Below are 23,650 nucleotides of genomic sequence, written 5' to 3'. Positions count from 1 at the left end.
TTGTTACTCCAATAGCTCTCGGATAATGGCATTGAGAACGGCGCGGCCTTGAGATGTGGCGCGTAGCTGGTCGTCTTCCAGGATCAACATGCCCATATCGGCCAGTGCATAAAGCTTTTCCTGCGGTAGGTCTTCGCCCGAGAGTTGCTTGTATCTACCAATATTTAGGCCTTCTGAGATCCTTAGACACATCATAAGGTATTCAGACGCTTGTTCACGTTGTGTTAGTTTGAACCGGTTGCTTTCCCCACTTCCATTTTCAACGGCGGCTAGCCATTTGGTTGGTGAAAGAATGGTCTCGGTCGCGAATTTGTGGCCATCAAGGGTGATCCGCCCGTGTGCACCAGGCCCGATACCCACGTAATCACCATAGCGCCAATAGATCAGGTTGTGCTGAGACTCCGCTCCGGGTCGGGCATGGTTTGAGACCTCATAGGCGGGTAAACCATGGGCTTCGCATATCTCTTGCGTGGCCAGATACATATCCGCCGCGCTGTCATCCTCGGGCAGACCGCGCAGCTTACCAACTGCATAGCGATCTCCGAACGCCGTTCCCTCTTCGATGGTGAGTTGATAAAGCGACAGGTGATCGATCGCCATCGACAGGGCCTCGGCCAACTCAGCGCGCCACGCGTCCAGAGTTTGATGTTGTCGGGCATAGATCAGATCAAAACTGACACGGTCAAAGCAGCTACGGGCAATATCAAAAGCGGCGCGGGCTTCAGCCACGGTGTGAATGCGACCCAGACGGCGCAGGTCATCGTCGTTGAGGGCCTGCACACCCATTGAAATACGGTTCACACCAGCATCGCGATAGGCTGCAAAGCGACCAGCTTCGACTGAGCCGGGGTTGGCTTCAAGCGTGATCTCCATATCGTTGGCAGGGCGCCAAAGGGCGCGGGCCTCGTCGATGATGGCGGAGACGGTGTCCTGTGCCATCAGCGAAGGCGTGCCACCGCCAAAAAAGATGGTGTTAAGCACCCGACCTTGCGTTTCACTGGCTGCGCGTTTAAGCTCATTCAGATAGCTATTAAGCCATTGTTTTTGAACAATATTTCTTGAAACGTGGCTGTTGAAGTCACAATAAGGACACTTGGCCTCGCAAAAGGGCCAATGCACATACAGGCCAAAGCCCCCGTTACGCCAATCATCCGCCAAAGCAGCCTTTCACGAACATCTCCACCGCGCGGCCGCGATGGCTGATCTTGTTCTTTTCCCAACGGTCCATCTCGGCAAAGGTAATGTCGTGCCCTTCGGGGACAAACATTGGGTCATAGCCAAAGCCATCCTTGCCACGAATTGGCCAGGTCAAATGTCCAGGGGCCACGCCCTCGAACACCTCGTCATGCCCGTCGGGCCAGGCCAGAACCAGAGTACAGCGGAATTGCGCTGTGCGAGGGTGGGCAGCGCTCTTCGCTTCCAGCTCGTTATGTGCGCGGGTCATCGCCATCAGAAAATCACGGCCATTGCCGGTTTCTGCCCAATCGGCGGTGTAGACGCCTGGCGCGCCATCCAGCGCGTCGATGGTGATTCCGGAATCGTCCGACAGGGCGGGCAGGCCGGTGGCTTGCGCGGCGGCGTGGGCCTTAATCCGGGCGTTGCCTACGAAGGTATCCTCTATCTCTTCTGGTTCAGGTAGGTCCATTTCGCCGGCGCCCACGACGGCAACACCAAAGGGTTCGAGGAGATGTGCCATCTCCTCAAGCTTGCCTTTGTTGTGCGTGGCGACCAGCAGCTTGTCCCCGTTGAACTTACGAGTCATGCGGTGGCAGCTTTCTGTGAGGCAGCCAGTTCAGCCACGCCTTTTTCCGCCAGATCCATCAATTGGTCCATCTGTGCGCGGCTAAAGACGGATCCCTCGGCACTCATTTGCACTTCGATCAGTTTGCTAGAGCCGGTCATGATGAAGTTGCCATCGACGCCGGCCTCACTGTCCTCGGGGTAGTCGAGGTCCAAAACCGGCTGACCGGCATAAATCCCGCAGGATACGGCGGCGACGGGATCAACCAAAGGGTCCGAAATTACATCGCCTGTTTTCATCAGCTTGTTCACGGCCAGACGCAACGCCACCCAACCGCCAGTGATCGATGCACAACGTGTGCCGCCATCGGCCTGAATTACATCGCAGTCGACAGTGATCTGACGTTCACCCAGTGCAACCCGGTCGACGCCGGCGCGCAGCGCACGGCCGATCAGGCGTTGAATTTCTACGGTGCGGCCACCTTGTTTGCCGCTTGCCGCTTCACGCCGCATCCGCGTATTCGTCGCGCGGGGCAGCATGCCGTATTCGGCGGTGACCCAGCCCAGGCCCGAGCCTTTCATAAATGGTGGAACGCGGTCCTCGATCGTGGCGGTGCACAGTACATGGGTGTCACCCATCTTAATCAGGCAGGAACCTTCGGCATGTTTGGTAAAGCCGGTTTCAATTGAAACGGCGCGCATTTCGTTTAGATCACGTCCTGAGGGTCGCATGGAAAATCCTTTGTTTGCTGGGTTGGGGATACCGCTCTGCAGCGTTACGATGCAACCCCGATTGACCTTTCTTGTGCCTGCTATTTAATGACGATCCAGCAGAGGATTGCCGATGAGCGAAGCGAGCAAAATTCTGAGCGAGATGAACGACCGGTCACGTGAGGTGTTCCGGCTGATCGTCGAAAGCTATCTGGACAGCGGTGAGCCGGTCGGCAGCCGCACTCTGACACGCACGCTTTCGGAAAAAGTCAGCGCGGCGACCGTGCGTAACGTGATGCAGGATCTGGAATTCCTGGGCCTGCTGGACAGCCCGCATGTCAGTGCTGGTCGGATTCCGACGCAGCAGGGATTGCGGATGTTCGTCGACGGATTGCTTGAAATGGGCGATCTGGGCGCGGATGATCGGCAGAAGCTGGACGAAACACTAGGCTCTAACGCAGGCGATGTTGGTGGAATGTTGGATCGTGTGGGTTCGGCATTGTCACACGTGACACAAGGCGCCTCGCTGGTTCTGACACCCAAACATGAGGCCGAAATCAAACATATTGAGTTCGTCTCACTTGGTCATGATCGCGCCTTGGTGGTTCTGGTCTTCTCGGACGGGCAGGTCGAAAACCGGCTGTTCACACCTCCGCCCGGGCAAACACCAAGTTCGATGCGTGAGGCTGCGAACTTCCTCAATGCGCTGATCGAAGGGCGTACGCTTAGCGAAGTGCGTCGCCAGATGCTGTCGCAGATAGATGCGCGGAAGCAGGAAATCGATATTTTGGCGCGTGAGATGGTCGAAAGCGGCATTGCTGCGTGGGACGGGGATGGCAGCGACTCGGCTCGATTGATCGTGCGCGGACGCGCGAATCTACTGAATGAGCCGGGTCAGGCCGAGGAGTTGGATCGAATCCGCACCCTGTTTGATGACCTTGAGCGCAAACGTGACATCGCTGAATTCCTTGAATTGACCGAGGAAGGTGAGGGTGTGCGCATTTTTATTGGCTCTGAGAACAAACTTTTCTCACTTTCGGGTTCCTCTTTGGTGGTGTCTCCATATATGAACGCTGATCGTAAGATAATCGGTGCGGTTGGGGTCATCGGGCCCACACGTCTGAATTACGGACGGATCGTGCCGATCGTGGATTATACGGCGCAACTGGTTGGGAAGCTGATTTCCGACCGGAGCTAGAGGGTAAGAGATGGCAGAGCCCAAGAACGAAGATTTTCTGGACGACATCATGTCCGCAGAAGCAGAAGAGCTGGCCGAGGAATTTGCTGAGATCAGCGATGAAGCTCTGGAGTTGGACGAATTGCGCGCAGAGCGCGACGACTACAAAGACAAATTCATGCGAGCGCTTGCCGACGCTGAAAACGCCCGTAAGCGTGGCGATAAGGCACGTCGGGATGCCGAGCAGTACGGTGGATCCAAGCTGGCGCGTGACATGTTGCCGGTCTATGACAACATGAAAAGAGCGCTCGAAGCCGCGACCGATGAGCAAAAAGAGCTTGCTGCCGGCTTGTTGGAAGGTGTCGAACTCACCATGCGCGCGCTGAAGGACGTATTCCAGAAGCACGGGATCGAAGTAATTACACCTGAGGTGGGCGATCGATTTGATCCGAACGTTCATGAAGCGATGTTTGAGGCACCGGTTCCTGGCACCAAAGCAGGCGACATCATTCAGGTTTCGGCAGAAGGTTTCATGCTACACGACCGCCTGTTGCGCCCGGCGCAGGTAGGTGTTTCGTCGATGCCTGCGGGCTGATTGGCTTCAAAGAAGCCAAGCCTTCGGCGAGAGTATTTTTGAGAAGATGAAGGGGCGGTCAGGATTTGGCCGCCTCTTTTAGTTTGTAGATCAGGTCAAGGGCTTCGCGCGGGGTTAATTCATCCGGCAGAATCTCATCCAGCATATCCGTGACCGGTGTTGCCTTGGGGGCGGGAGGTGGCGGCGGCGGAGCGGCTGAAAACAAGGGCAGATCGTCGATCAAGGTTTTTTGCTTGCCTCCTTCGCGCTCAGTTTTTTCCAACTGGTCCAGAACAACACGCGCGCGTTCGACAACTGAGGCGGGCAGGCCAGCAAGTTGAGCAACCTGAACACCATAGGATCGGTCGGCGGCACCTTTATGGACCTCGTGCAGGAAGATCACCTCTCCCTCCCATTCCTTGACGGCTACTGTGGCGTTGTCTACGCCCTCCAGACTTCCTGCCAGAGCCGTCAATTCATGGTAATGCGTTGCAAACAGAGCGCGGCATTGATTGGCGGCGTGCAGGTGTTCCAGCGTGGCCCAGGCGATCGAAAGCCCGTCATAGGTGGCAGTGCCACGGCCGATTTCATCAAGAATGACCAGCGCGCGGTCGTCGGCCTGGCTGAGGATGGCTGCGGTTTCAACCATTTCGACCATAAAAGTTGATCGACCGCGCGCAAGATCATCTGAGGCCCCGACGCGGCTGAAGAGCTGGCTGACCACTCCGATATGCGCTTGCTCAGCAGGGACATAACTGCCCATCTGAGCAAGCAAGGCAATCAGCGCGTTCTGCCTCAAGAAGGTCGACTTACCGGCCATGTTCGGCCCGGTCAGCAACCAGATGGCGGCACCATCTACAGCGCTGAGATCGCAATCATTCGCAATGAATGCATCGCCGCCTTGCTGGCGCAACGCGTATTCAACAACCGGATGACGTCCACCTTCCACCTCAAAGCTGCGCGAGCTGTCGACCTGCGGACGACACCAGCTTTCCCCACGCGCTAGATCAGACAAAGAAGTAGTCAGATCCAGTTCTGCCAGACCTCGAGCCGCCTGGTTCAGTCGGGCGGCACGGTCCAGAATTTCGTCAGAAAGCCTTTGATAGAGCCGCTTTTCAATCTCCAACGCCAGATTTCCTGCGTTCAGGATGCGGGTTTCGATCTCGGACAGTTCCACAGTTGTGAATCGCACCTGATTGGCGGTGGTCTGGCGGTGGATATAAGTCTCAGAGAATGGCAGGCTCAGCATCTTCTCGGCATGGGTGGCCGTGGTTTCAATGAAATAGCCAAGCACGTTGTTGTGCTTGATCTTCAACGAGGTGATGCCAGTGTGTTCCGCATATTTTTGCTGAAACCCTGCAATAACAGAACGGCCTTCGTCGCGCAGCGTGCGGGCCTCGTCCAGCTCGGCGTCAAAACCCGGAGCGATAAATCCACCGTCGCGCGCCAGTAGGGGTGGTTCAGCAATCAATGCCTCATCGAGTAGGTTCAGTAGATCATCGAATCCTACGAGGTTCTGCAGAGCAGTTGCCAGCAGGATCGGCAGATCCTGGCCCTCGCAAATTCCGGCAATCGCAACAGCCTGAGTCAGCCCGTTACGAATGGCAGTCAGGTCACGGGGACCACCGCGTTCAAGTGACAGACGAGATAGGGCGCGGTCCAGATCTGGTGTTTTACGTAGGGCTTCGCGTAGATCCGAAGCAATTAGACTGTCTTCGGCAGCGAAACTCACGGCGTCCAGTCGGGCATGAATGACGTCCAGATTGCGCGAAGGACTGGATAGGCGCTGTTCCAGCAATCGCGCGCCACCAGGTGTCACAGTACGATCAACCACCGAAAGCAAAGAGCCCGCGCGACCACCGGACAAGGATCGGGTCAGTTCAAGATTACGACGTGTGGCCGCATCTATTTGCACTACCCGGTCCTCGGACTCTTTCAATGGAGTTTGCAGAAGGGGTAGTTTTCCTTTCTGTGTGATCTCCAAATAGTCAATCAGCGCGCCCATGGCCGAAATCTCGGCGCGTCCAAAATTGCCGAATGCATCCAGCGCGCCGACGTGAAACAAGCCGCAGATGCGCTTTTCAGCAGCAGTGCTGTCAAAGCTGGCACGTCCCACCGGGGTTAACGAAATGCCCAGATCGCGCACCGGTTCTTGCAACATCTGTTCCGTCCCGTCGGCCACGATAAGCTCGGACGGGGCTAACCGCGCCAGTTCGGGGCTGAGGCGTACGGTCGCCAATGGCATTACATGAAACGCACCCGTGGAAATATCTGTCCACGCCAGTGCAGCCTCATCCCGTACCTGGGAGTAGGCGGCCAGAAAGTTATGACGCCGCGCCTCCAATAAGGCGTCTTCGGTCAATGTTCCCGGAGTCACCAAGCGCACAACATCGCGCTTAACAACTGATTTAGAGCCTCTTTTCTTCGCCTCCGCCGGGCTTTCCAACTGCTCACAGACCGCAACACGAAAGCCCTTGCGGATCAAGGTCAGCAGATACCCTTCGGCAGAATGCACGGGCACGCCGCACATCGGAATGTCGATCCCGTTATGCTTTCCACGCTTGGTTAAGGCGATGTCCAGCGCTTCGGCCGCGTTGACGGCATCTTCAAAGAACATCTCATAGAAGTCGCCCATGCGATAAAATAACAGGGCGTCTGGATGAGCCTCTTTGATCTCAAGATATTGTGCCATCATCGGCGTGACTGTGGACAAAGGCGGCCCCCTTATGGCGTGTTCCGGACGCGACCTTACAAACCCCGCATCTTCTGTAAAAGACGAAAACTCATTCTCGTTGAGGCGCGGCCCGGCCTGCGGTATGACGCATCAGCCCTTAAGTCATGGAAACGACCTGTAAGATGCCCAAAGCGAAGATCACCAAAGAAGAGGCGTTGGCCTTTCACCTCGACCCAACCCCCGGCAAATGGGAGGTGCAGGCCACCGTTCCCATGACCACTCAGCGCGATCTGTCGCTGGCTTACAGCCCTGGCGTTGCGGTTCCATGTGAAGCCATCGCGGAAAACCCAGAAACTGCCTATGACTACACCAACAAGGGTAATCTGGTTGCTGTGATCTCAAACGGGACCGCCGTTCTGGGCCTTGGAAACCTTGGCGCGCTGGGGTCGAAACCGGTGATGGAAGGCAAATCAGTCCTGTTCAAACGTTTCGCCGATGTGAACTCGATCGATATCGAACTGGATACCGAAGACCCGGATGAATTCTGCCGCGCCGTGCGGCTGATGGGGCCCACCTTTGGCGGCATCAATCTGGAAGACATTAAGGCGCCCGAATGTTTCATCATCGAACAGCGCCTGAAGGAAGAAATGGATATCCCGGTCTTCCACGATGACCAGCACGGCACAGCCGTGATCTGCGCGGCGGGCTTGCTGAACGCGCTGCAAATCTCGGGCAAGAAGATTGAGGACGTGAAAATCGTTCTAAACGGGGCAGGTGCTGCGGGTATCGCCTGTATCGAACTGCTCAAGGCCATGGGCGCGCGGCATGAGAACTGCATCGTCTGTGACACCAAAGGCGTGATCTATCAGGGCCGGACCGAGGGTATGAACCAGTGGAAGTCGGCTCATGCCATTTCCACCGACCTGCGGACATTGGAAGACGCGATGAACGGTGCGGATGTGTTCCTGGGTGTGTCTGTCAAAGGGGCAGTGACGCAGGATATGGTTGCCAGCATGGCGGACAACCCGGTCATCTTTGCGATGGCGAACCCGGATCCTGAGATCACTCCGGAAGAGGCGCATGAGGTCCGCGTGGATGCCATCGTTGCCACAGGTCGAAGCGACTATCCGAACCAGGTTAATAACGTTTTGGGATTCCCGTACCTATTCCGCGGTGCGCTGGACATTCATGCACGTGCGATCAATGACGAAATGAAAATCGCCTGCGCCCATGCTCTGGCACGGTTGGCGCGTGAAGATGTTCCGGATGAGGTCGCAATGGCCTATGGCAAGTCGCTGACATTTGGCCGCGACTACATCATTCCGACGCCTTTTGATCCGCGACTAATTCACCGTATCCCGCCTGCAGTGGCCAAGGCTGGTATGGATACCGGCGCGGCGCGACGTCCGATCATTGACATGGACGCTTATGAGCTGAGCCTGAAATCCCGCATGGACCCGACCGCCAGCATCTTGCGCGGCTTGAACGCGCGGGCGCGTCAGGCGCAAAGCCGGATGATCTTTGCCGAGGGTGACGATCCGCGCGTATTGCGTGCAGCCGTCATGTACCAACGCTCGGGCTTTGGTAAGGCTCTGGTTGTGGGCCGGCCTGACGATGTTAAAGAAAAGCTTGAAGCCGCAGGTCTGGGAGATGCTGTGCGCGAGATTGAAGTGGTGAATGCCGCCAATACCGCGCATCTGGAGACCTATAAGGATTTTCTCTATCAGCGGCTGCAGCGCAAAGGGTTTGACCACAAGGACATTCACCGCCTCGCTGCGCGGGACCGACACGTCTTTTCGTCTCTGATGCTGGCGCATGGTCATGCGGATGGTCTGGTGACCGGTGCAACGCGCAAGTCGGCGCATGTTCTGGACCGCATCAACCATGTGTTTGACGCCGATGCCGCCCATGGCGCGGCGGGGGTTACCGCCTTGTTGCACAAGGGGCGGATCGTTCTGATTGGCGATACGCTGGTGCATGAATGGCCGGATGAGAACGATCTGGCCAATATCGCTGAACGTGCGGTTGCGGTCGCGCGTCATATGGGGCTGGAACCTCGGGTGGCCTTTGTCAGTTTCTCGACCTTCGGTTACCCGGTGTCTGAACGTGCTGAGAAGATGCACCGTGCTCCGGTAGTGCTGGACGAGCGCGGCGTCGATTTCGAGTACGAAGGGGAGATGACGGTTGATGTAGCCCTGAATGTGGATCAGCAGGAAGCTTATCCGTTCCAGCGCCTGACCGGACCAGCCAATATCCTGATTGTTCCCGCACGACACTCGGCTTCAATCTCGACCAAGCTGATGCAGGAAATGGGTGGAGCCACCGTGATCGGCCCAATCCTGTCCGGAGTCGACAAGCCGATCCAGATCTGTTCGACGGTTTCGACCGCGAATGACATTCTGAACATGGCCATTCTGGCCTCCTGCGATATTGGGTAAATCATGACGGTATGGAACCTCGGCTCAATCAACGCGGATATGGTCTACGCCCTGCCGCATTTGCCCTCAGCGGGTGAGACACTGGCGGCCAGCGGGTTGCAAAGGTTTCTGGGCGGTAAAGGGGCCAACATGTCGGTGGCTGCGGCCCGCGCGGGGTCACGGGTTTCGCATATCGGCGCGGTCGGGTCAGATGGCCTTTGGGCGCGAGACAGGCTGACCGAATATGGCGTGGACACCCGGCATATTGCTGAGGTGGATGTACCTACGGGTCACGCCATCATTGCGGTGGATGCGCAGGGCGAAAACCTGATTGTGCTGTTTCAGGGTGCAAACCACGTCATTTCTAACGACCAACTTGGACAGGCGTTGTCCTCGGCTGTTTCGGGTGACCTGCTGGTGATGCAGAACGAAACCAATGCTCAAATTGAGGCCGCCAAACTGGGTTGCGAAATGGGGCTGACCGTGTGCTATGCGGCCGCTCCATTTCAAGCCGAAGCGGTACAGGCGGTTCTGCCCTATCTGGATTTTCTGATCCTGAACGAGGTTGAGGCCGAGCAGTTGCAGGATGCAACGGGCCTGGCCCCGTCAGACCTGCAGGTCGAGCATGTTATCGTCACCTTTGGCTCAAAAGGTGCGCGGTATTATCAGCGGGGTCATAAACCACAGGCGTTTCGGGCGCATAAGGTCAACGCCGTGGATACCACGGGTGCTGGTGACACTTTTACCGGCTATGTGCTGGCGGGCATGGATCGGGGCATGCCAATGGAGCAGGCAATTGCACAAGCAAACCGTGCCGCGGCCCTGATGGTCACGCGGCACGGGACAGCTGATGTTATTCCTGATCTAAAAGAGGTACGCGAAGCGCAGCTGGATTAGGAACCGGCAAAGGGTGCTTCGCTTCCCCACAATTGCTTGACGCGCGCATCGCGACCGCAGGCTTTGCGGTATGCTTTGTACGCGTTCTTTTGGCGCTTGGGACCAAACCGGGTCAGGACCAGCTTGTCGCCCTTGTAATAATCCTGATGATAGGCTTCCGCCGGATAAAACGTGCCGGCCTGCAGGATCGGTGTGACCACCGTTTGACCCAACGCGTTTTGCGCGCTGCTCTTGGCCTGCTGCGCCAACGCCTTTTCCCCTGTGTTAGAGACGAAAATGGCGGTCCGATAACTCTCACCACGATCGCAGAACTGACCTCCCGCGTCCGTTGGATCGACCGAACGGAAGAACATGTTCAGCAAGGTTTCACGGGAAACGCGGGCGGGATCGAAGGTGATCTGCACCGCCTCGTAATGCCCGCTTCCGCCTTTTGAGACCTGATCATAAGTTGGGTTCTCGGTCGTACCGCCCGTATAACCCGAAACTGCACCTATTACCCCGGGCACGGATTCGAAATCGGATTCGACACACCAAAAACAGCCCCCGGCTACGGTCAGCGTTTCTGTCCCCGCCGCCGGGGCTGGCAAGGCGCGCAGCATTGCGACCAACAGGATCAGCACAAACAGAAGCGAAGGTTTCAGGCAATCAAGGTAAGTGGTCCGGGTCATGGCAGGTCTCCTTCCGAAACCAAGCTGCCCGCCGGATTGCGCTTGTGCAATGTGCTGACATGATTTGTCACGCGCTGGTGAGATGAGTTTATCAGCCCAGCAACTGCCCCAGCTTCATCGCCACACCCATATTGCCTGAGATCTTCAGCTTGCCCAAAGCAACCCCGGTCATCGGGTTCAGCTTGCCGGTCAGCAGTTTGGTCAGGTTATCGCGCGAGATACGGATGGTGCAATCGGTCTCGCGATCTTTGGTTGAGGCAGTGTTGTCGGCCAGGACAATCACGCCATCCTCACCGCAATCGAATTTCAGTGATCCGTCAAAGCCCTTGCCATTCAGACCTTTCTGAATTCCGTCGGCGATGTCTTGCAGCATGATCCGTCCTTCTTTGGTTGACGTATGCGTAAAGACAAACGCCTGATCCGGGCAAGCCTGACCTGACGGGAACCGTGCAAAGAAAAACCCCGGCGCCTTATCGGACACCGGGGCCGTTTTTCGAATTCTGATTGCCTACTTGTTCAGTCGTTTGTCACGCGCCGCCAAGAGTTTCAGGCGCAGTGCGTTCAGCTGGATGAAACCTGCTGCGTCTTTCTGATCGTATGCGCCGGCGTCTTCCTCAAAGGTCACGTGTGCTTCGGAATAGAGCGAATGATCCGACCAGCGGCCCACGGTCGAGGCCAAACCTTTGTACAGTTTCACGCGGACGGTGCCAGTAACGTGCTCTTGTGATTTGTCGATGGCCGCCTGCAGCATCTCACGCTCGGGGCTGTACCAAAAACCGTTATAGATCAGCTCAGCATATTGCGGCATCAACTGGTCTTTCAGATGCATCGCACCGCGATCCATGGTGATGGATTCGATGCCACGGTGCGCTTCCAACAGTATGGTGCCACCGGGAGTTTCGTAGATGCCGCGCGATTTCATGCCAACGAAGCGTCCTTCGACCAGATCGAGACGGCCAATACCGTGCTTGCCGCCATATTCGTTCAGCTTGGTCAGGATGGTTGCGGGGCTCATCGCCTCACCATTGATACTGACCGCGTCACCATTTTCAAAGCCGATCTCGATAAACTCGGGCTCATTAGGCGCGTCCTCGGGGTGGACGGTGCGCTGGTAGACGTAATCGGGGGCCATATCGGCGGGGTCTTCCAGAACCTTGCCTTCGGACGAGGTGTGCAGCAGGTTGGCGTCGACCGAAAACGGCGCTTCGCCGCGCTTGTCTTTGGCAATCGGGATCTGGTTCGCCTCAGCAAATTCCAGCAGACGGGTGCGGCTGGTCAGGTCCCACTCGCGCCAGGGGGCAATCACCTTGATGTCGGGGTTCAGCGCGTAAGCCGCCAGTTCGAACCGCACCTGATCGTTGCCCTTGCCGGTCGCGCCATGGGCGACGGCATCAGCACCGGTCGCCTCAGCAATCTCAACCAGACGTTTCGAGATCAGAGGTCGCGCGATGGACGTACCGAGCAGGTATAGACCTTCATAAACCGCGTTGGCGCGGAACATGGGGAAGACGAAATCGCGGACGAATTCTTCGCGGATGTCCTCGATATAGATGTTCTCGGGCTTGATCCCAAGCAACTCTGCCTTTTTGCGGGCAGGCTCAAGCTCTTCACCCTGACCCAGGTCGGCGGTGAAGGTCACGACCTCACAGCCATACTCGGTCTGCAGCCATTTCAGAATGATTGAGGTATCAAGGCCACCGGAATAGGCCAGAACAACTTTCTTGGGCGCGGACATCTGACTTCCCTTTATGCGTAGAACGACTGGCCCCTAGCGGGTTTTGGACGCGGGGGCAAGCTGTGTGGATTGACGCAGGGCGGGAATTGAGGTGAAACGGTCCGTTAGAGAACAAGGAATAGTTGAGAGGGCGGTTTTTATGCTGGGATTAGAGATATTCGTGCATTCGGTGAGAATGGTTCTTAGGAATCTGACACAGGCATTGCAGATTTCTGTTGTACCAGCGTTGATTGGCGGCTTCCTAGCAATCGGCTTGTTCTTTCTGTTCGGCATCCCTTTTGAAGAATTTAACAGTGAAACCACTGGCTTTCCTGACGGTGTAACGGCGGCATCCTTCACCGGATTTCTGCTCTGCTTTATGATCGTTATATTTGGGGTCATGCTGTGGATTGTCGTGTCGTGGCACCGCTTTGTTCTTCTTGAGGAATATCCAAGCGGTTTGGTTCCGTCTTTCAGGTTCGACCGTGTGCTCGCCTATTTCGGACGTCTCCTGATGCTCGGCCTAATCGCTCTAATAATCATGATACCGGGGACGTTGATCATGAGCATGATGGCGCAAGCCTCTGCAGTGCTAGGAATTCTGGTTTGGCTGGGTTTGATCATCTTTCTCACCATCGGCTTCTATCGGGCCTCCGCGATTTTGCCCGCCGCAGCGATCGGAAAACCGCTAAAGCTGTCTGAAGCTTGGCAGGCGACCTCTGGCGCAAGCGGAGCAATCGCACTTCTGGTCGTCTTGTCTATCCTCTTCCAATTGTTGCTTCAGCTGCTGGCATCACTGCTGCTGTTCGTCCCGATCATCGGTATCTTCATTGTCTTGTTTGCGAGCATGCTGATCGTCCCATTGATCAATGTTAGCATCCTGACGACGATCTATGGTGTGTTCATCGAGAAACGCGAGTTGTCCTGAGCCCGTACACATATGTATTCCTTGCCCTTTCAGCGGTGATCGGGCAGGGAAATCGACATGACTGATTTCATGCCCCGTGCCCGCGCTGCCGAACAGGCGATGCGCTCTGTTTTTCCAGCAACGCCTCTACAGCGGAATGCCCATCTGTCCGAACGTTATGGCGCGGATATCTGGCTCAAGCGCGAAGACCTCAGCCCGGTGCGGTCCTACAAGATCCGCGGCGCATTCAATGCGATGCGCAAGCAGCAGGGGCAGGAGCTATTCGTTTGTGCCAGCGCAGGCAATCACGCGCAGGGCGTGGCCTATATGTGCAAGCATCTGGGCGTGAAGGGTGTGATTTTCATGCCGGTGACAACGCCGCAGCAGAAGATACAGAAAACCCGTATCTTTGGTGGTGACAATATCGAGATACATCTGACCGGTGACTATTTCGACGATACTCTGTCCGCCGCTCAATCCTGGTGTGCAGAGCAGGGTGGGCATTTCTTGTCTCCGTTCGACGATGCTGATGTGATCGAGGGACAGGCCTCTCTGGCGGTTGAGATCGAAGCGCAATTGGGCGGCGTGCCTGATCACGTGATCCTGCCTGTTGGTGGTGGCGGAATGTCTTCGGGGGTCGCCACGTGGTTTGGGGGCCGGACGCATTGTTTATTTGTGGAGCCAAAAGGCGGCGCGTGCTTGCATGCGGCAATGGCAGCGGGACATCCGGTGGCGTTGGAGCACGTGGACAATTTTGTAGACGGCGCGGCAGTCGGAAAAATTGGTGCGAAACCCTTTGAGCTGCTGAAGGATCATCATCTGTCAGATGTTCTGGTCCTGTCCGAGGATCGGATTTGTACCACCATGATCGAGATGCTGAATGTCGAAGGCATCGTTTTGGAGCCAGCTGGCGCCTTGGCGATTGAGGCGGTTGCCGATGTCCAGAGCTTTATCCGCGGCAAGACCGTGGTGTGTGTAACCTCTGGAGGCAATTTTGATTTCGAGCGCCTGCCTGAAGTGAAAGAGCGCGCGCAGCGCTATTCAGGCGTGAAGAAATACTTCATCCTACGACTACCGCAGCGCCCAGGTGCGTTGAAAGAGTTCTTGGGCATCCTTGGCCCAGAGGACGATATTGCACGATTTGAATACATGAAAAAATCGGCACGCAACTTTGGTTCCGTGCTGATCGGCATAGAGACCCGCAAACCCGAGAATTTTATGCGTCTGTTCGCGCATCTGGATGACGCAGGGTTCACGTATACAGATATCACCGAGGACGAGACCCTGGCGCAGTTTGTAATTTAGAGCAGGTTTTCGGCGAGACCCTCCTGAAACAAGGCTTTCGAAGCGTCAAAAGCCGTACAGATTTCACCCAGATCGACTGCAGCGCCGTCGCCGGCAGCGGCCCGTCGCTCGCCGTCCTGACATAGCTTCGAGAAGCTGTCGAACCCAAGACTTAATGCGCTGCCTTTCAGGAAATGCAGGTTCTGCTCGATCTCGATCCGGGCCGTATCATCGCGCAGCTTCTTGATGACCTCCTGAACCTCGTCCAGAAAGATATCAACAACCACATCGAACTCTTCTGCGCCGACTTCATCACGTAACTGTCTGACTCTGGACCACTGAATCATGCCACCCTCTTGCGGTTGCATATTGGTATCCTGCTGCGGGTAAATCTGGAGTTAAACTTTGGCTGCTCGATCTTTCATCGGATGTTAAGTTGACGCCCTTAGCGTTTTGTCAACTGGAGAGTTGAGCAAGTACAGGGACTTCATGGTGCCGGATGCCAGTCATGTTGAGACCCGGGTCGAGCTGGATTTTGGCGCGATCCGTAAGGTTCTTGTTGTAGACGACAGCCGTCTGCAGCGGCGCATTCTGCTGGCCTCGCTGAAGAAGTGGGGGTTCGAAGTTCTTGAGGCCGATAGCGGCGAGGCTGCGATTGAGTATTGCGCAACCGATACGCCCGATCTGGTGCTTAGCGATTGGGTTATGCCCGGCATGGGCGGGCTGGAGTTCTGTCGCGCCTTCCGAGAGCTGGATAGTGATCAATATAGCTATTTCATCCTTCTGACCTCAAAAAGCGAAAAGCAGGAGGTCGCAAAAGGGCTAGACGCAGGCGCAGACGATTTCCTGATCAAACCTCTTGAGGCGGATGAACTGCGTGCGCGCATCTCGGCTGGTGCGCGTATTCTGGACATGCAGCGCGAGCTGTCGCGCAAAAACCAGCTGATCGAAACCGCGCTGAACGAGCTGAAGCTCGCCCATGACGCGATCGATAAAGACCTGATACAGGCGCGAAAGATTCAGGAATCGCTGGTGCCAGAGTTGAAGGGAACCTTCGGTAAATCTCAGGTCAGCCTGCTTTTGAAACCCTGTGGGCATATCGGCGGCGATCTTGTTGGAATGTTCTCACCCGGTGTTAATCGGCTGGGGTTCTATAGTATCGATGTCTCAGGCCATGGCATCACGTCCGCGATGATGACGGCTCGTCTGGGCGGGTATCTGTCCAGTACGCATTTCGACCAGAACATCGCGATGGAACGCCGGTTCAGCAAATTCTACGCCTTGCTACCGCCCGAAGAGGTCGCGTCTCTGCTCAACTCCCGTCTGATCGCCGACACCGGGATCGAAGAGTATTTTACGATGGTTTATGCCATCGTTGATCTTCGCAACGGACATCTAAAAATGGTGCAGGCAGGTCACCCGCATCCGCTGCTGATGCGCCATGATGGCAAAACCGAGTTTTTGGGCGAAGGTGGGTTTCCAATTGGTCTGCTGCCGGAAGCACAGTTTCAGCAAACCGAAACCTATATGCAGCCGGGCGACAAGCTGCTGTTGCACTCGGACGGGTTTACAGAATGTCAGCTCGCCGATGGCAGTTTGCTGGACGAAGACGGGCTTAGGTCAATGGCTGTCGAGTGCGCTGAAGATAACGGAGGGCCGGAATTCCTTGAGGATATGTTCTGGCGACTCAGTCAGGTGATGTCGCCAGACAGCGGCATGACCGATGACGTCTCTGCCGTGTTTTTCGAATATAACGGACCTTAGAGCCCATGCAGGTGGCGCTGGGCGAAATGGGCGTCGCCCTCATTGCCTAACAGATGAACGGCATCTGCGGTCTCCATCCAAATGGCCTCATGAATGTCTTCGGTCGGAGGGCCTAGGCGACGGACGGGGTGGGCGCGGTAGATTAGGCAGACTTTCTCGGCCCACAGGTCGTATTCCGGCATGTAGGTGTATCGCCGAAACGCACCCATACGCCGGGGTGCGGCGATCAGCCAACCGGTTTCTTCGTAAACCTCACGGTGAAGCGCCGTAATGGGTGATTCCCCGGGATCGATGCCGCCGCCCGGCAGCTGAAGATCGGGGCCAGGTTCCAGCTGACAGGTCAGCAACAAACGGTTGCCCTGAGGTAGCAAAGCATAAACGCCGACTCGCCGGGTGTATTTACGATCTGCCTCGGGGCTTTCACCGAACCGTCTGATCATGTAAGGCCCCTTTCAACCAAAACTGTTCAACCTATATGGTGGCGGTATGCCAACCTGTGGCGCTTAAGGAAACCCCATGTCTATTGGAACCAAAATCGCGTGGGACGACACGGTCCTGCCCTTTCAACTCGATGTATCGGACATGCGTGGCCGCGTGGCGCGGCTGGACGGTGTGTTGGACGGCATCCTGAAACAGCACGACTACCCTGAGGTGGTCGAGGCGCTGGTGGCCGAGATGGCCCTGCTGACCGCATTGATCGGGCAGACAGTATCGCTGCGCTGGAAGCTGTCTTTGCAGGTGCAGTCCAAGGGCGCCGTACGGATGATCGCAACCGATTACTACGCGCCGCAGGTCGAAGGTGAGCCCGCGCAGATCCGTGCCTACGCCAGCTTTGATCGTGACCGGCTGACCGATGCTGCCCCCTTCGATCAGGTGGGCGAGGGCTATTTCGCCATCATGATCGATCAGGGCGAGGGCACGCAGCCCTACCAAGGCATCACGCCATTGGCCGGCGGATCGCTGAGCGCCTGTGCCGAGGCTTACTTTGCACAGTCTGAACAGCTGCCAACCAGGTTTTCACTGAGCTTCGGCAAATCGACCGAACCCGGTGTCGGGGAACACTGGCGCGCAGGCGGGATTATGTTGCAGCACATGCCCAAGGCTTCGCCCTTTGCCGCATCCGGGGAAGGCAGCGGAGAGATTCTGACCGCCTCGGATCTGGTGGATGGTGAAGAGGGCGAGAACTGGGATCGCGTTAACATCCTGCTCGACACCGTAGATGATCTGGAGATGATCGGGCCGTCCGTTGCGCCAACCGACCTTCTGGTGCGCCTGTTTCACGAGGAACAGCCTCGCGTCTATGATGCGCAGCAGGTAAAATTCGGCTGCACCTGTTCCGAAGATCGCGTGCGCCAAAGCCTGTCGATCTATTCGGCGCAGGATATTGCGACAATGACCACGGACGAAGGCACCGTCACAGCAGATTGTCAATTCTGCGGTGCGCACTACGTGCTGGATCCAACGACCGTCGGGTTCGAGGCCGAAGGTCCGGATGGCGCGTGATCTGATCTCGGAACTGACAGCGGCTCTGGGTCGTAATGGCGATGGGTCCAGTGACTTTGATCTGAACCCGGAGACGGTGCTGCCTGCGGGGCGCAAATTGCGCCCTGCGGGTGTGTTAGTGCCTATTTCCATAGTCGGCGATGTGCCGCAGTTGATCCTGACCAAGCGCTCTTCGGCGTTGAAGCACCACCCGGGCCAGATTGCCTTTCCGGGTGGAAAACAGGATGAAGGTGACGCGGATGTCACGGCCACCGCCTTACGCGAAGCCCGAGAAGAAATCGGTCTGCCACCCGAATTGCCGCGCATACTGGGCCATCTGCCAACCCATGAAACCGTAACCTCCTTTTCGGTCACGCCTGTTGTTGCGATCCTTGAAGCCAGCTTCGAAACCATCGCCGAACCGGGCGAAGTGGATGAGGTCTTCTCAGTTCCGCTTGCGCATGTCTTGAACCCAGAGAATTATGTCGTCGAGTCGCGCCGTTGGCGCGGCCAAAGACGGTATTACTATGCTGTGCCCTATGGCCCCTACTACATCTGGGGAGCAACGGCGCGGATGCTGCGGGGACTGGCAGCGCGGATGAGTGAATGAAGCGGATCACAGAAGATTGGTTAACCGAACAAGCCACACAGGATGTGTGCGCCGCACTGACTAACGGTGGGGCGCAGGCGCTATTCGTCGGTGGTTGTGTGCGCAATGCTCTGCTGCACGCACCGGTTTCAGACATCGATATTGCCACGGATGCAAAGCCCGAGCGGGTTATGGAACTGGCGCAGAAGGCTGGGCTGAAACCAATCCCGACTGGGATCGAACATGGCACGGTAACCGTCGTCAGCAAGGGTATTCCTCATGAGGTCACAACGTTCCGCCGTGATGTCGAAACGGATGGTCGACGTGCGGTTGTGGCCTTTTCAGACAGGGTCGAAGAAGACGCTGCGCGTCGTGATTTCACTATGAACGCGCTTTACGCCAAACCTGACGGCACGATCCTTGATCCGCTGAACGGTTTGCCGGATCTACAGGCGCGTCGCGTGCGGTTCATCGGGGAGGCCAGTGATCGCATCCGCGAAGACTACCTGCGATCGCTCAGATACTTCCGCTTTCACGCTTGGTATGGTGATGCAGACCAGGGCTTCGACCCCGATGCGCTGGATGCGATTGCTGCGAATTTGGACGGGTTAGAGACACTTTCCCGCGAAAGGGTTGGGGCCGAGATGCTGAAACTTCTCGCTGCGCCTGACCCCGCTCCGTCGGTTGCCGCCATGCGCAGCACAGGTGTTCTGGCGCAGCTTTTACCCGGCGCGGACGACCGGGCTTTGGCGATCCTCATCAAGTTGGAACAAGACGCCCACGCCACGCCCGAAGCGATTCGCCGTTTGGCTGCAATTGCACCACCCGAAGTCGCAAAAACCCTGCGCCTCAGCCGTGCGCAACTGCAAAGACTGACTCGGATGCGCGACGAAGCGATGGCGACGACCAGCGTCACGGAACTGGGTTACCGCTATGGCTCGGAAGGCGGTTTACACGAGACGCTTTTGCGCCACGCATTTCTTGAACAGCCATGGTCAGACGACCTGAGCCAAGCCTTGCAACATGGGGCGGCGGCCAGTTTCCCGATCAAGGCGCCGGATTTGATCCCAGCCTTCTCGGGTCCCGCGCTGGGCGCAAAACTGGCCGAGCTTGAGGCGCGGTGGATCGCATCGGATTTCACGCTCAGCCGCGAAGAATTGCTGGCAGAATAAATTGAAGTCTCAAAAGGGGATGACAAATCCGATTTGATTTGGCAGGGTGCGCCAGACTCATATGGAGGGAGGAATGCGAATGTATTACGGGATCTGGTTCGGCTAAAGCCCGGAACACTTTGACCCGTAGGGGTGGTGTTCTGGCGCCATCTTTCTTCGCATGACCTATTTTTTGCTCAATCGGGGCACTCTCCATGTTTCGCTACTTCGAAAACCTTGTTGACCCTTTTGTCGCCTATGAACAGATAGATACCCCACCTACGCGGCTGTGGCCCTTCATGCTGGGCTATTCGCAGCCGTTCATGCGCATCTTTGTCTGGGCCGCGTTGATGTCTGTGATCGTTGCTGCTGTCGAGGTCGGGCTAATCTTCTACATGGGCCGCGTTGTGGACTTGCTGGGAAGTTCACCCGCTGAATTTTGGCAGGCGCACGGGACCGAGCTGATCGTGGTCGCCGCGCTGATTCTGTTCATTCGTCCAATTTTGCAGTTTGTTGATGTGCTTTTGCTCAACAACACGATCCTGCCAAACTTCGGCACGCTGATCCGCTGGCGAGCGCATAAACATGTGTTGCGTCAATCAGTTGGCTGGTTCGAGAATGACTTTGCAGGGCGTATCGCAAACCGGGTTGTTCAGACCCCGCCCGCTGCGGGCGAGGTGGTGTTTCAGGTCTTTGACGCGATTTCATTCTCGATCGCCTACATGATCGGCGCGGCCATATTGCTGATGGCGGCTGATCCGCGCCTGTTGCTGCCGTTATTGATTTGGTTGGTGTTCTATGGGGCCTTGGTGCGGTGGACCGTCAAGCGGGTCGGACCCGCGTCGCAAGCCGCGTCTGATGCGCGTTCGACCGTAACAGGGCGCGTGGTGGACAGCTATACCAACATTCACTCCATCAAGATGTTTGCCCATGACACGCAGGAACGGGATTATGCGCGCGAGGCGATTGCAGAAACCCGCCGCACTTTCCAGATCGAGATGCGGATTTTCACCATCATGGATGCCGCACTGGTTGCGTTGAACGGTGTGCTGATCGTGGGCGTCGTCGGCTGGGCGATCCTGCTTTGGGCGCAAGGTAGCGCTACGGTCGGTGTGGTGGCCGCCGCCACTGCGTTGACGCTGCGGCTGAATGCCATGACCGGGTGGATCATGTGGGCGTTGACCAGTTTCTTCCGGGAACTGGGCATCGTTGCCGAAGGGATGCAGACCATTGCACAGCCGATCGACTTGTTGGATGAGCCTAATGCGAAATCCTTGCGGCTGGGCAATGGCCAGATCGAAATCCGCGACCTGTCGCATCATTATGGGCGCGAAACTGGTGGTTTAGATCACGTCAACCTGACCATCCGGCCAGGCGAAAAGATTGGCCTGATCGGGCGGTCGGGGGCCGGAAAATCGACTCTAGTAAAGCTACTTCTGCGGTTTTACGACGTCGAGAAAGGCGCGATCCTGATCGATGGTCAAGACATCTCGAAGGTTACGCAGGACAGCCTGCGCAGCCATATCGGGATGGTCCAGCAAGACAGCGCTCTATTGCACCGCTCGGTGCGGGCCAACATATTGTATGGCCGGCCTGATGCGACTGAGGAACAGATGATTGCCGCCGCAAAACAGGCCGAAGCGCATGAGTTTATCCTTGATCTGCAGGATCCGGAAGGCCGCACTGGCTACGATGCACATGTGGGCGAGCGGGGTGTGAAACTGTCTGGCGGTCAAAGGCAGCGGGTGACGCTGGCGCGGGTGATCCTGAAAGACGCGCCGATTTTGCTGTTGGACGAGGCGACATCTGCCCTAGATTCCGAAGTCGAAGCCTCGATACAGGAAACACTCTACGGCATGATGCAAGGCAAGACCGTGATCGCCATCGCGCACCGGCTCAGCACGATTGCTCAGATGGATCGCATTCTGGTGATGGAAGGCGGCCGCATCGTCGAACAGGGCGGTCATTCCGACCTGCTAGCGCAAGGAGGGCTTTACGCCCAGTTCTGGGCGCGGCAATCTGGGGGCTTCCTGAACCCGGAGGCCGCTGAATGAAGATTGCCGACCTCATCCAACCGTTCAAAGACATCGAAACGCCCCCGCCGCAAACACTGGGGGCGTTCATTCGCTGGAGCCTGTCCGGCGCCTGGCCGATGCTATTCGTCGCCGCTGCGTTCTCGGCAATCGCGGGCGCGATGGAAGCGGGCACTGCGTGGGTCCTGGGGCGCGTTATCGATCTGACTTCCGCAAGCGGGCCCGACGCGTTTCTGACCGGCGGCAATCTTGCGATCATTTTGGGCGCTGTCGCATTCTTCATGCTGCTGCGTCCCGCGCTGTTTGGGCTGTCATCAATCGCGAACAACTACATCGTCATGCCCAACATCACGCCGCTGGTATTGGCCAAGCTGAACCGGTGGACGCTGGGTCAATCGGTGACCTATTTCGACGATGATTTCGCCGGGCGGATTGCCCAAAAACAGATGCAAACCTCAAATGCGATGACGCAGGTGGTGTCCGAAACCATCAGCGCGATTGTGTTCGCCTTGGCCTCGCTTGCGGGGTCATTGCTTTTGTTAGGGTCTATTCATCCGCTTGTTATGGTCCCGTTCGCCGCTTGGTTGGTTATCTACTTCCTGCTGGTGCGCTGGTATCTTCCACGCATTCGTGTGCGCTCTGCCGCGCGTGCTGGAGCACGGGCGATGGTGTCGGGCCAGGTCGTTGATACGATCACAAATATCAAGACGGTCAAACTGTTCGCTCATTCGGAATTCGAAGACCACGCGGCACGCAACTCCATGGTCGACCTGCGAGAACGGTCGCTGGAGTTCGGCAAGTTGTCGGCCAGTTTCCGTTTCATCCTGATGACGTTAGCCGGGGTTCTGCCGGTCCTGCTGATCGGTGCAACGCTGTGGCTTTGGCGGATGGGCGGCGCGACTGCTGGGGATATCGTAGCGGCTGGCGCTGTGGCGATCCGTATCTCACAAATGACCGGCTGGGTCAGTTTCACGTTGATGGGCTTATACGCCAATGTTGGCGAGATCGAGAACGGAATGCATACCTTGACCAAGCGCGACCGGGTCGAAGATGCACCCAATGCAACACCGCTTGTGGTCTCGGAAGGTGAGATCGCCTTTGACCATGTCAGCTTTGCCTATGGCCGCGATGTGGGTGGTGTGTCTGACTTGCATTTCACCGCAACTCCGGGTGAGAAGCTGGGCATTGTCGGAGCCTCGGGTGCGGGGAAATCCACCTTGGTTTCTCTGCTACTTAGGCTCTATGACGGGGAATATGGCGTCATTTCCATAGACGGGCAGGATGTTTCTCAGGTGACACAGGACAGTCTGCGCCAACAGATCGGGATGGTCACGCAGGAAACCGCGATGTTCAACCGCTCGGCGCGCGAGAACATCCTCTATGGCCGTCCTGATGCGTCCGAGGCTGAAATGATTGAGGCCGCGACTAAGGCCGAGGCGCATGAATTCATCCTGGGGCTTGAGGATGCGCAGGGGCGTAAGGGCTATGATGCGCATCTCGGTGAGCGGGGTGTGAAACTCAGTGGCGGACAACGGCAGAGGATCGCTTTGGCTCGCGCAATCCTGAAAGACGCTCCAATATTGGTTCTGGACGAGGCGACCTCTGCGCTGGATTCCGAGGTCGAGGCCTCGATTCAGGCCGCGCTGCACCGGGTGATGCAGGGCAAGACCGTTCTGGCGATCGCGCACCGCCTCTCCACGCTCAGCGAGATGGACCGGATCATCGTTCTGGATCATGGACATATCGTTGAAAGCGGTACTCATGAGGCACTGTTGGAACGGGGTGGGCTTTATGCCCGGTTCTGGCACCGCCAGTCGGGTGGGTTCATTCAGGCGGAGGCGGCAGAATAAGGGGTTTTGTTGGTCGTA

21 protein-coding genes are annotated in these 23,650 nt (G+C 56.9%); 12 read left to right on the top strand and 9 right to left on the bottom strand.

Translation table 11 applies throughout. The features are described from left to right. Positions 1-3: 3 nt before the first annotated feature. From hemW to rph, 3 genes are read right to left on the bottom strand one after another with little or no spacing between them, the layout of a single operon-like run. A complete protein-coding gene (gene hemW / locus G7G_RS0118630) occupies positions 4-1,158 on the bottom strand; it encodes a radical SAM family heme chaperone HemW (protein ID WP_010442972.1) in 1,155 nt (384 codons plus the stop codon). Continuing rightward, on the bottom strand, positions 1,148-1,762 hold the full coding sequence (gene rdgB, locus G7G_RS0118625) for an RdgB/HAM1 family non-canonical purine NTP pyrophosphatase (RefSeq protein WP_010442971.1): 615 nt from the start codon (positions 1,760-1,762) through the stop codon (positions 1,148-1,150). Before rdgB ends, hemW begins: the two co-directional genes overlap by 11 nt. Next, the gene (rph, locus tag G7G_RS0118620) at positions 1,759-2,472 is read right to left on the bottom strand and encodes a ribonuclease PH (protein WP_010442970.1); all 714 of its coding nucleotides are present in this window, start codon (positions 2,470-2,472) and stop codon (positions 1,759-1,761) included. Before rph ends, rdgB begins: the two co-directional genes overlap by 4 nt. A gap of 112 nt (positions 2,473-2,584) precedes the next feature. Between rph and hrcA the strand changes: the two genes are divergently transcribed. Beyond that, on the top strand, positions 2,585-3,649 hold the full coding sequence (gene hrcA / locus G7G_RS0118615; protein WP_010442969.1) for a heat-inducible transcriptional repressor HrcA: 1,065 nt from the start codon (positions 2,585-2,587) through the stop codon (positions 3,647-3,649). 10 nt (positions 3,650-3,659) lie between these two features. Continuing rightward, positions 3,660-4,223: a nucleotide exchange factor GrpE gene (locus tag G7G_RS0118610; protein WP_010442968.1), complete on the top strand. Its 564-nt coding sequence runs from the start codon at positions 3,660-3,662 to the stop codon at positions 4,221-4,223. Between the two features lie 58 nt (positions 4,224-4,281). Here the strand turns inward: G7G_RS0118610 and mutS are convergent, their stop codons facing one another. Then, positions 4,282-6,897 carry a DNA mismatch repair protein MutS gene (gene mutS, locus G7G_RS0118605; RefSeq protein ID WP_050806479.1) on the bottom strand — a complete coding sequence of 872 codons (2,616 nt, stop codon included), beginning with the start codon at positions 6,895-6,897 and terminating at the stop codon, positions 4,282-4,284. 161 nt (positions 6,898-7,058) lie between these two features. On the opposite strand from mutS, the gene G7G_RS0118600 reads away from it, so the two are divergent. After that, on the top strand, positions 7,059-9,314 hold the full coding sequence (locus G7G_RS0118600) for an NADP-dependent malic enzyme (RefSeq protein WP_010442966.1): 2,256 nt from the start codon (positions 7,059-7,061) through the stop codon (positions 9,312-9,314). A gap of 3 nt (positions 9,315-9,317) precedes the next feature. Then, positions 9,318-10,190 carry a ribokinase gene (locus G7G_RS0118595; protein ID WP_010442965.1) on the top strand — a complete coding sequence of 291 codons (873 nt, stop codon included), beginning with the start codon at positions 9,318-9,320 and terminating at the stop codon, positions 10,188-10,190. On the opposite strand, the gene msrA is transcribed toward G7G_RS0118595, so the two are convergent. The 3 genes from msrA to G7G_RS0118580 form a co-directional block, all read right to left on the bottom strand. Beyond that, complete coding sequence (gene msrA, locus G7G_RS0118590) at positions 10,187-10,858, bottom strand: peptide-methionine (S)-S-oxide reductase MsrA (RefSeq protein WP_010442964.1); 672 nt, start codon at positions 10,856-10,858, stop codon at positions 10,187-10,189. The two genes, G7G_RS0118595 and msrA, sit on opposite strands and share 4 nt — an antisense overlap. Before the next feature lie 91 nt (positions 10,859-10,949). Continuing rightward, complete coding sequence (locus G7G_RS0118585) at positions 10,950-11,231, bottom strand: SCP2 sterol-binding domain-containing protein (RefSeq protein WP_037321989.1); 282 nt, start codon at positions 11,229-11,231, stop codon at positions 10,950-10,952. Positions 11,232-11,366: 135 nt separating this feature from the next. Then, entirely contained in the window at positions 11,367-12,593 is a 1,227-nt protein-coding gene (locus tag G7G_RS0118580; RefSeq protein WP_010442962.1) for an argininosuccinate synthase, read from the bottom strand. Between the two features lie 139 nt (positions 12,594-12,732). Here G7G_RS0118580 and G7G_RS0118575 point away from each other — a divergent pair, with 139 nt between their 5' ends. Together G7G_RS0118575 and ilvA are read left to right on the top strand one after the other, a co-directional pair. Then, a complete protein-coding gene (locus G7G_RS0118575; RefSeq protein ID WP_010442961.1) occupies positions 12,733-13,500 on the top strand; it encodes a hypothetical protein in 768 nt (255 codons plus the stop codon). Between the two features lie 57 nt (positions 13,501-13,557). Beyond that, the gene (gene ilvA, locus G7G_RS0118570; protein WP_010442960.1) at positions 13,558-14,784 is read left to right on the top strand and encodes a threonine ammonia-lyase IlvA; all 1,227 of its coding nucleotides are present in this window, start codon (positions 13,558-13,560) and stop codon (positions 14,782-14,784) included. On the opposite strand, the gene G7G_RS0118565 is transcribed toward ilvA, so the two are convergent. Continuing rightward, positions 14,781-15,131 (bottom strand): Hpt domain-containing protein, encoded by a 351-nt coding sequence (locus G7G_RS0118565; protein ID WP_010442959.1) that lies wholly within the window; start codon positions 15,129-15,131, stop codon positions 14,781-14,783. The genes ilvA and G7G_RS0118565 overlap by 4 nt on opposite strands. A gap of 121 nt (positions 15,132-15,252) precedes the next feature. Between G7G_RS0118565 and G7G_RS0118560 the strand changes: the two genes are divergently transcribed. Further along, positions 15,253-16,527: a PP2C family protein-serine/threonine phosphatase gene (locus G7G_RS0118560; protein WP_010442958.1), complete on the top strand. Its 1,275-nt coding sequence runs from the start codon at positions 15,253-15,255 to the stop codon at positions 16,525-16,527. Here G7G_RS0118560 and G7G_RS0118555 read toward each other — a convergent pair. Then, a complete protein-coding gene (locus tag G7G_RS0118555; RefSeq protein ID WP_010442957.1) occupies positions 16,524-16,967 on the bottom strand; it encodes an NUDIX hydrolase in 444 nt (147 codons plus the stop codon). The two genes, G7G_RS0118560 and G7G_RS0118555, sit on opposite strands and share 4 nt — an antisense overlap. 76 nt (positions 16,968-17,043) lie before the next feature. On the opposite strand from G7G_RS0118555, the gene hslO reads away from it, so the two are divergent. The 5 genes from hslO to G7G_RS0118530 all read left to right on the top strand — a co-directional run bounded on the left by hslO (position 17,044) and on the right by G7G_RS0118530 (position 23,632). Then, on the top strand, positions 17,044-18,030 hold the full coding sequence (gene hslO, locus G7G_RS0118550) for an Hsp33 family molecular chaperone HslO (RefSeq protein ID WP_010442956.1): 987 nt from the start codon (positions 17,044-17,046) through the stop codon (positions 18,028-18,030). Continuing rightward, positions 18,020-18,619: a CoA pyrophosphatase gene (locus G7G_RS0118545; RefSeq protein ID WP_010442955.1), complete on the top strand. Its 600-nt coding sequence runs from the start codon at positions 18,020-18,022 to the stop codon at positions 18,617-18,619. The genes hslO and G7G_RS0118545 overlap by 11 nt, the downstream gene beginning before the upstream one ends. Next, entirely contained in the window at positions 18,616-19,770 is a 1,155-nt protein-coding gene (locus G7G_RS0118540) for a CCA tRNA nucleotidyltransferase (RefSeq protein WP_010442954.1), read from the top strand. Before G7G_RS0118545 ends, G7G_RS0118540 begins: the two co-directional genes overlap by 4 nt. A gap of 194 nt (positions 19,771-19,964) precedes the next feature. Further along, positions 19,965-21,803, top strand: a complete 1,839-nt coding sequence (locus G7G_RS0118535) for an ABC transporter ATP-binding protein (protein WP_010442953.1) — start codon at positions 19,965-19,967, stop codon at positions 21,801-21,803. Then, on the top strand, positions 21,800-23,632 hold the full coding sequence (locus G7G_RS0118530; protein ID WP_010442952.1) for an ABC transporter ATP-binding protein: 1,833 nt from the start codon (positions 21,800-21,802) through the stop codon (positions 23,630-23,632). Before G7G_RS0118535 ends, G7G_RS0118530 begins: the two co-directional genes overlap by 4 nt. The last annotated feature ends 18 nt before the right edge of the window (positions 23,633-23,650 follow it).

The sequence above is a fragment of the Ruegeria conchae genome (assembly GCF_000192475.1).
In the GTDB taxonomy this organism is placed as follows: domain Bacteria; phylum Pseudomonadota; class Alphaproteobacteria; order Rhodobacterales; family Rhodobacteraceae; genus Ruegeria; species Ruegeria conchae.
Note: the sequence above shows the minus strand (reverse complement) of the source record. Positions and strands in the feature narration are given on the sequence as shown.

Bases quoted from the DNA above. Each gene is read 5' to 3' on its own strand.
- G7G_RS0118580 (WP_010442962.1), bottom strand. From the start codon at position 12,593: ATGTCCGCGCCCAAGAAAGTTGTTCTGGCCTATTCCGGTGGCCTTGAT.
- hrcA (WP_010442969.1), top strand. From the start codon at position 2,585: ATGAGCGAAGCGAGCAAAATTCTGAGCGAGATGAACGACCGGTCACGT.
- rdgB (WP_010442971.1), bottom strand. From the start codon at position 1,762: ATGACTCGTAAGTTCAACGGGGACAAGCTGCTGGTCGCCACGCACAAC.
- mutS (WP_050806479.1), bottom strand. From the start codon at position 6,897: ATGATGGCACAATATCTTGAGATCAAAGAGGCTCATCCAGACGCCCTG.
- G7G_RS0118610 (WP_010442968.1), top strand. From the start codon at position 3,660: ATGGCAGAGCCCAAGAACGAAGATTTTCTGGACGACATCATGTCCGCA.
- G7G_RS0118600 (WP_010442966.1), top strand. From the start codon at position 7,059: ATGCCCAAAGCGAAGATCACCAAAGAAGAGGCGTTGGCCTTTCACCTC.
- G7G_RS0118535 (WP_010442953.1), top strand. From the start codon at position 19,965: ATGTTTCGCTACTTCGAAAACCTTGTTGACCCTTTTGTCGCCTATGAA.
- G7G_RS0118565 (WP_010442959.1), bottom strand. From the start codon at position 15,131: ATGCAACCGCAAGAGGGTGGCATGATTCAGTGGTCCAGAGTCAGACAG.
- G7G_RS0118575 (WP_010442961.1), top strand. From the start codon at position 12,733: ATGCTGGGATTAGAGATATTCGTGCATTCGGTGAGAATGGTTCTTAGG.
- G7G_RS0118530 (WP_010442952.1), top strand. From the start codon at position 21,800: ATGAAGATTGCCGACCTCATCCAACCGTTCAAAGACATCGAAACGCCC.
- rph (WP_010442970.1), bottom strand. From the start codon at position 2,472: ATGCGACCCTCAGGACGTGATCTAAACGAAATGCGCGCCGTTTCAATT.
- msrA (WP_010442964.1), bottom strand. From the start codon at position 10,858: ATGACCCGGACCACTTACCTTGATTGCCTGAAACCTTCGCTTCTGTTT.
- G7G_RS0118555 (WP_010442957.1), bottom strand. From the start codon at position 16,967: ATGATCAGACGGTTCGGTGAAAGCCCCGAGGCAGATCGTAAATACACC.
- G7G_RS0118540 (WP_010442954.1), top strand. From the start codon at position 18,616: ATGAAGCGGATCACAGAAGATTGGTTAACCGAACAAGCCACACAGGAT.
- ilvA (WP_010442960.1), top strand. From the start codon at position 13,558: ATGACTGATTTCATGCCCCGTGCCCGCGCTGCCGAACAGGCGATGCGC.
- G7G_RS0118545 (WP_010442955.1), top strand. From the start codon at position 18,020: ATGGCGCGTGATCTGATCTCGGAACTGACAGCGGCTCTGGGTCGTAAT.
- G7G_RS0118585 (WP_037321989.1), bottom strand. From the start codon at position 11,231: ATGCTGCAAGACATCGCCGACGGAATTCAGAAAGGTCTGAATGGCAAG.
- G7G_RS0118595 (WP_010442965.1), top strand. From the start codon at position 9,318: ATGACGGTATGGAACCTCGGCTCAATCAACGCGGATATGGTCTACGCC.
- hslO (WP_010442956.1), top strand. From the start codon at position 17,044: ATGTCTATTGGAACCAAAATCGCGTGGGACGACACGGTCCTGCCCTTT.
- G7G_RS0118560 (WP_010442958.1), top strand. From the start codon at position 15,253: ATGGTGCCGGATGCCAGTCATGTTGAGACCCGGGTCGAGCTGGATTTT.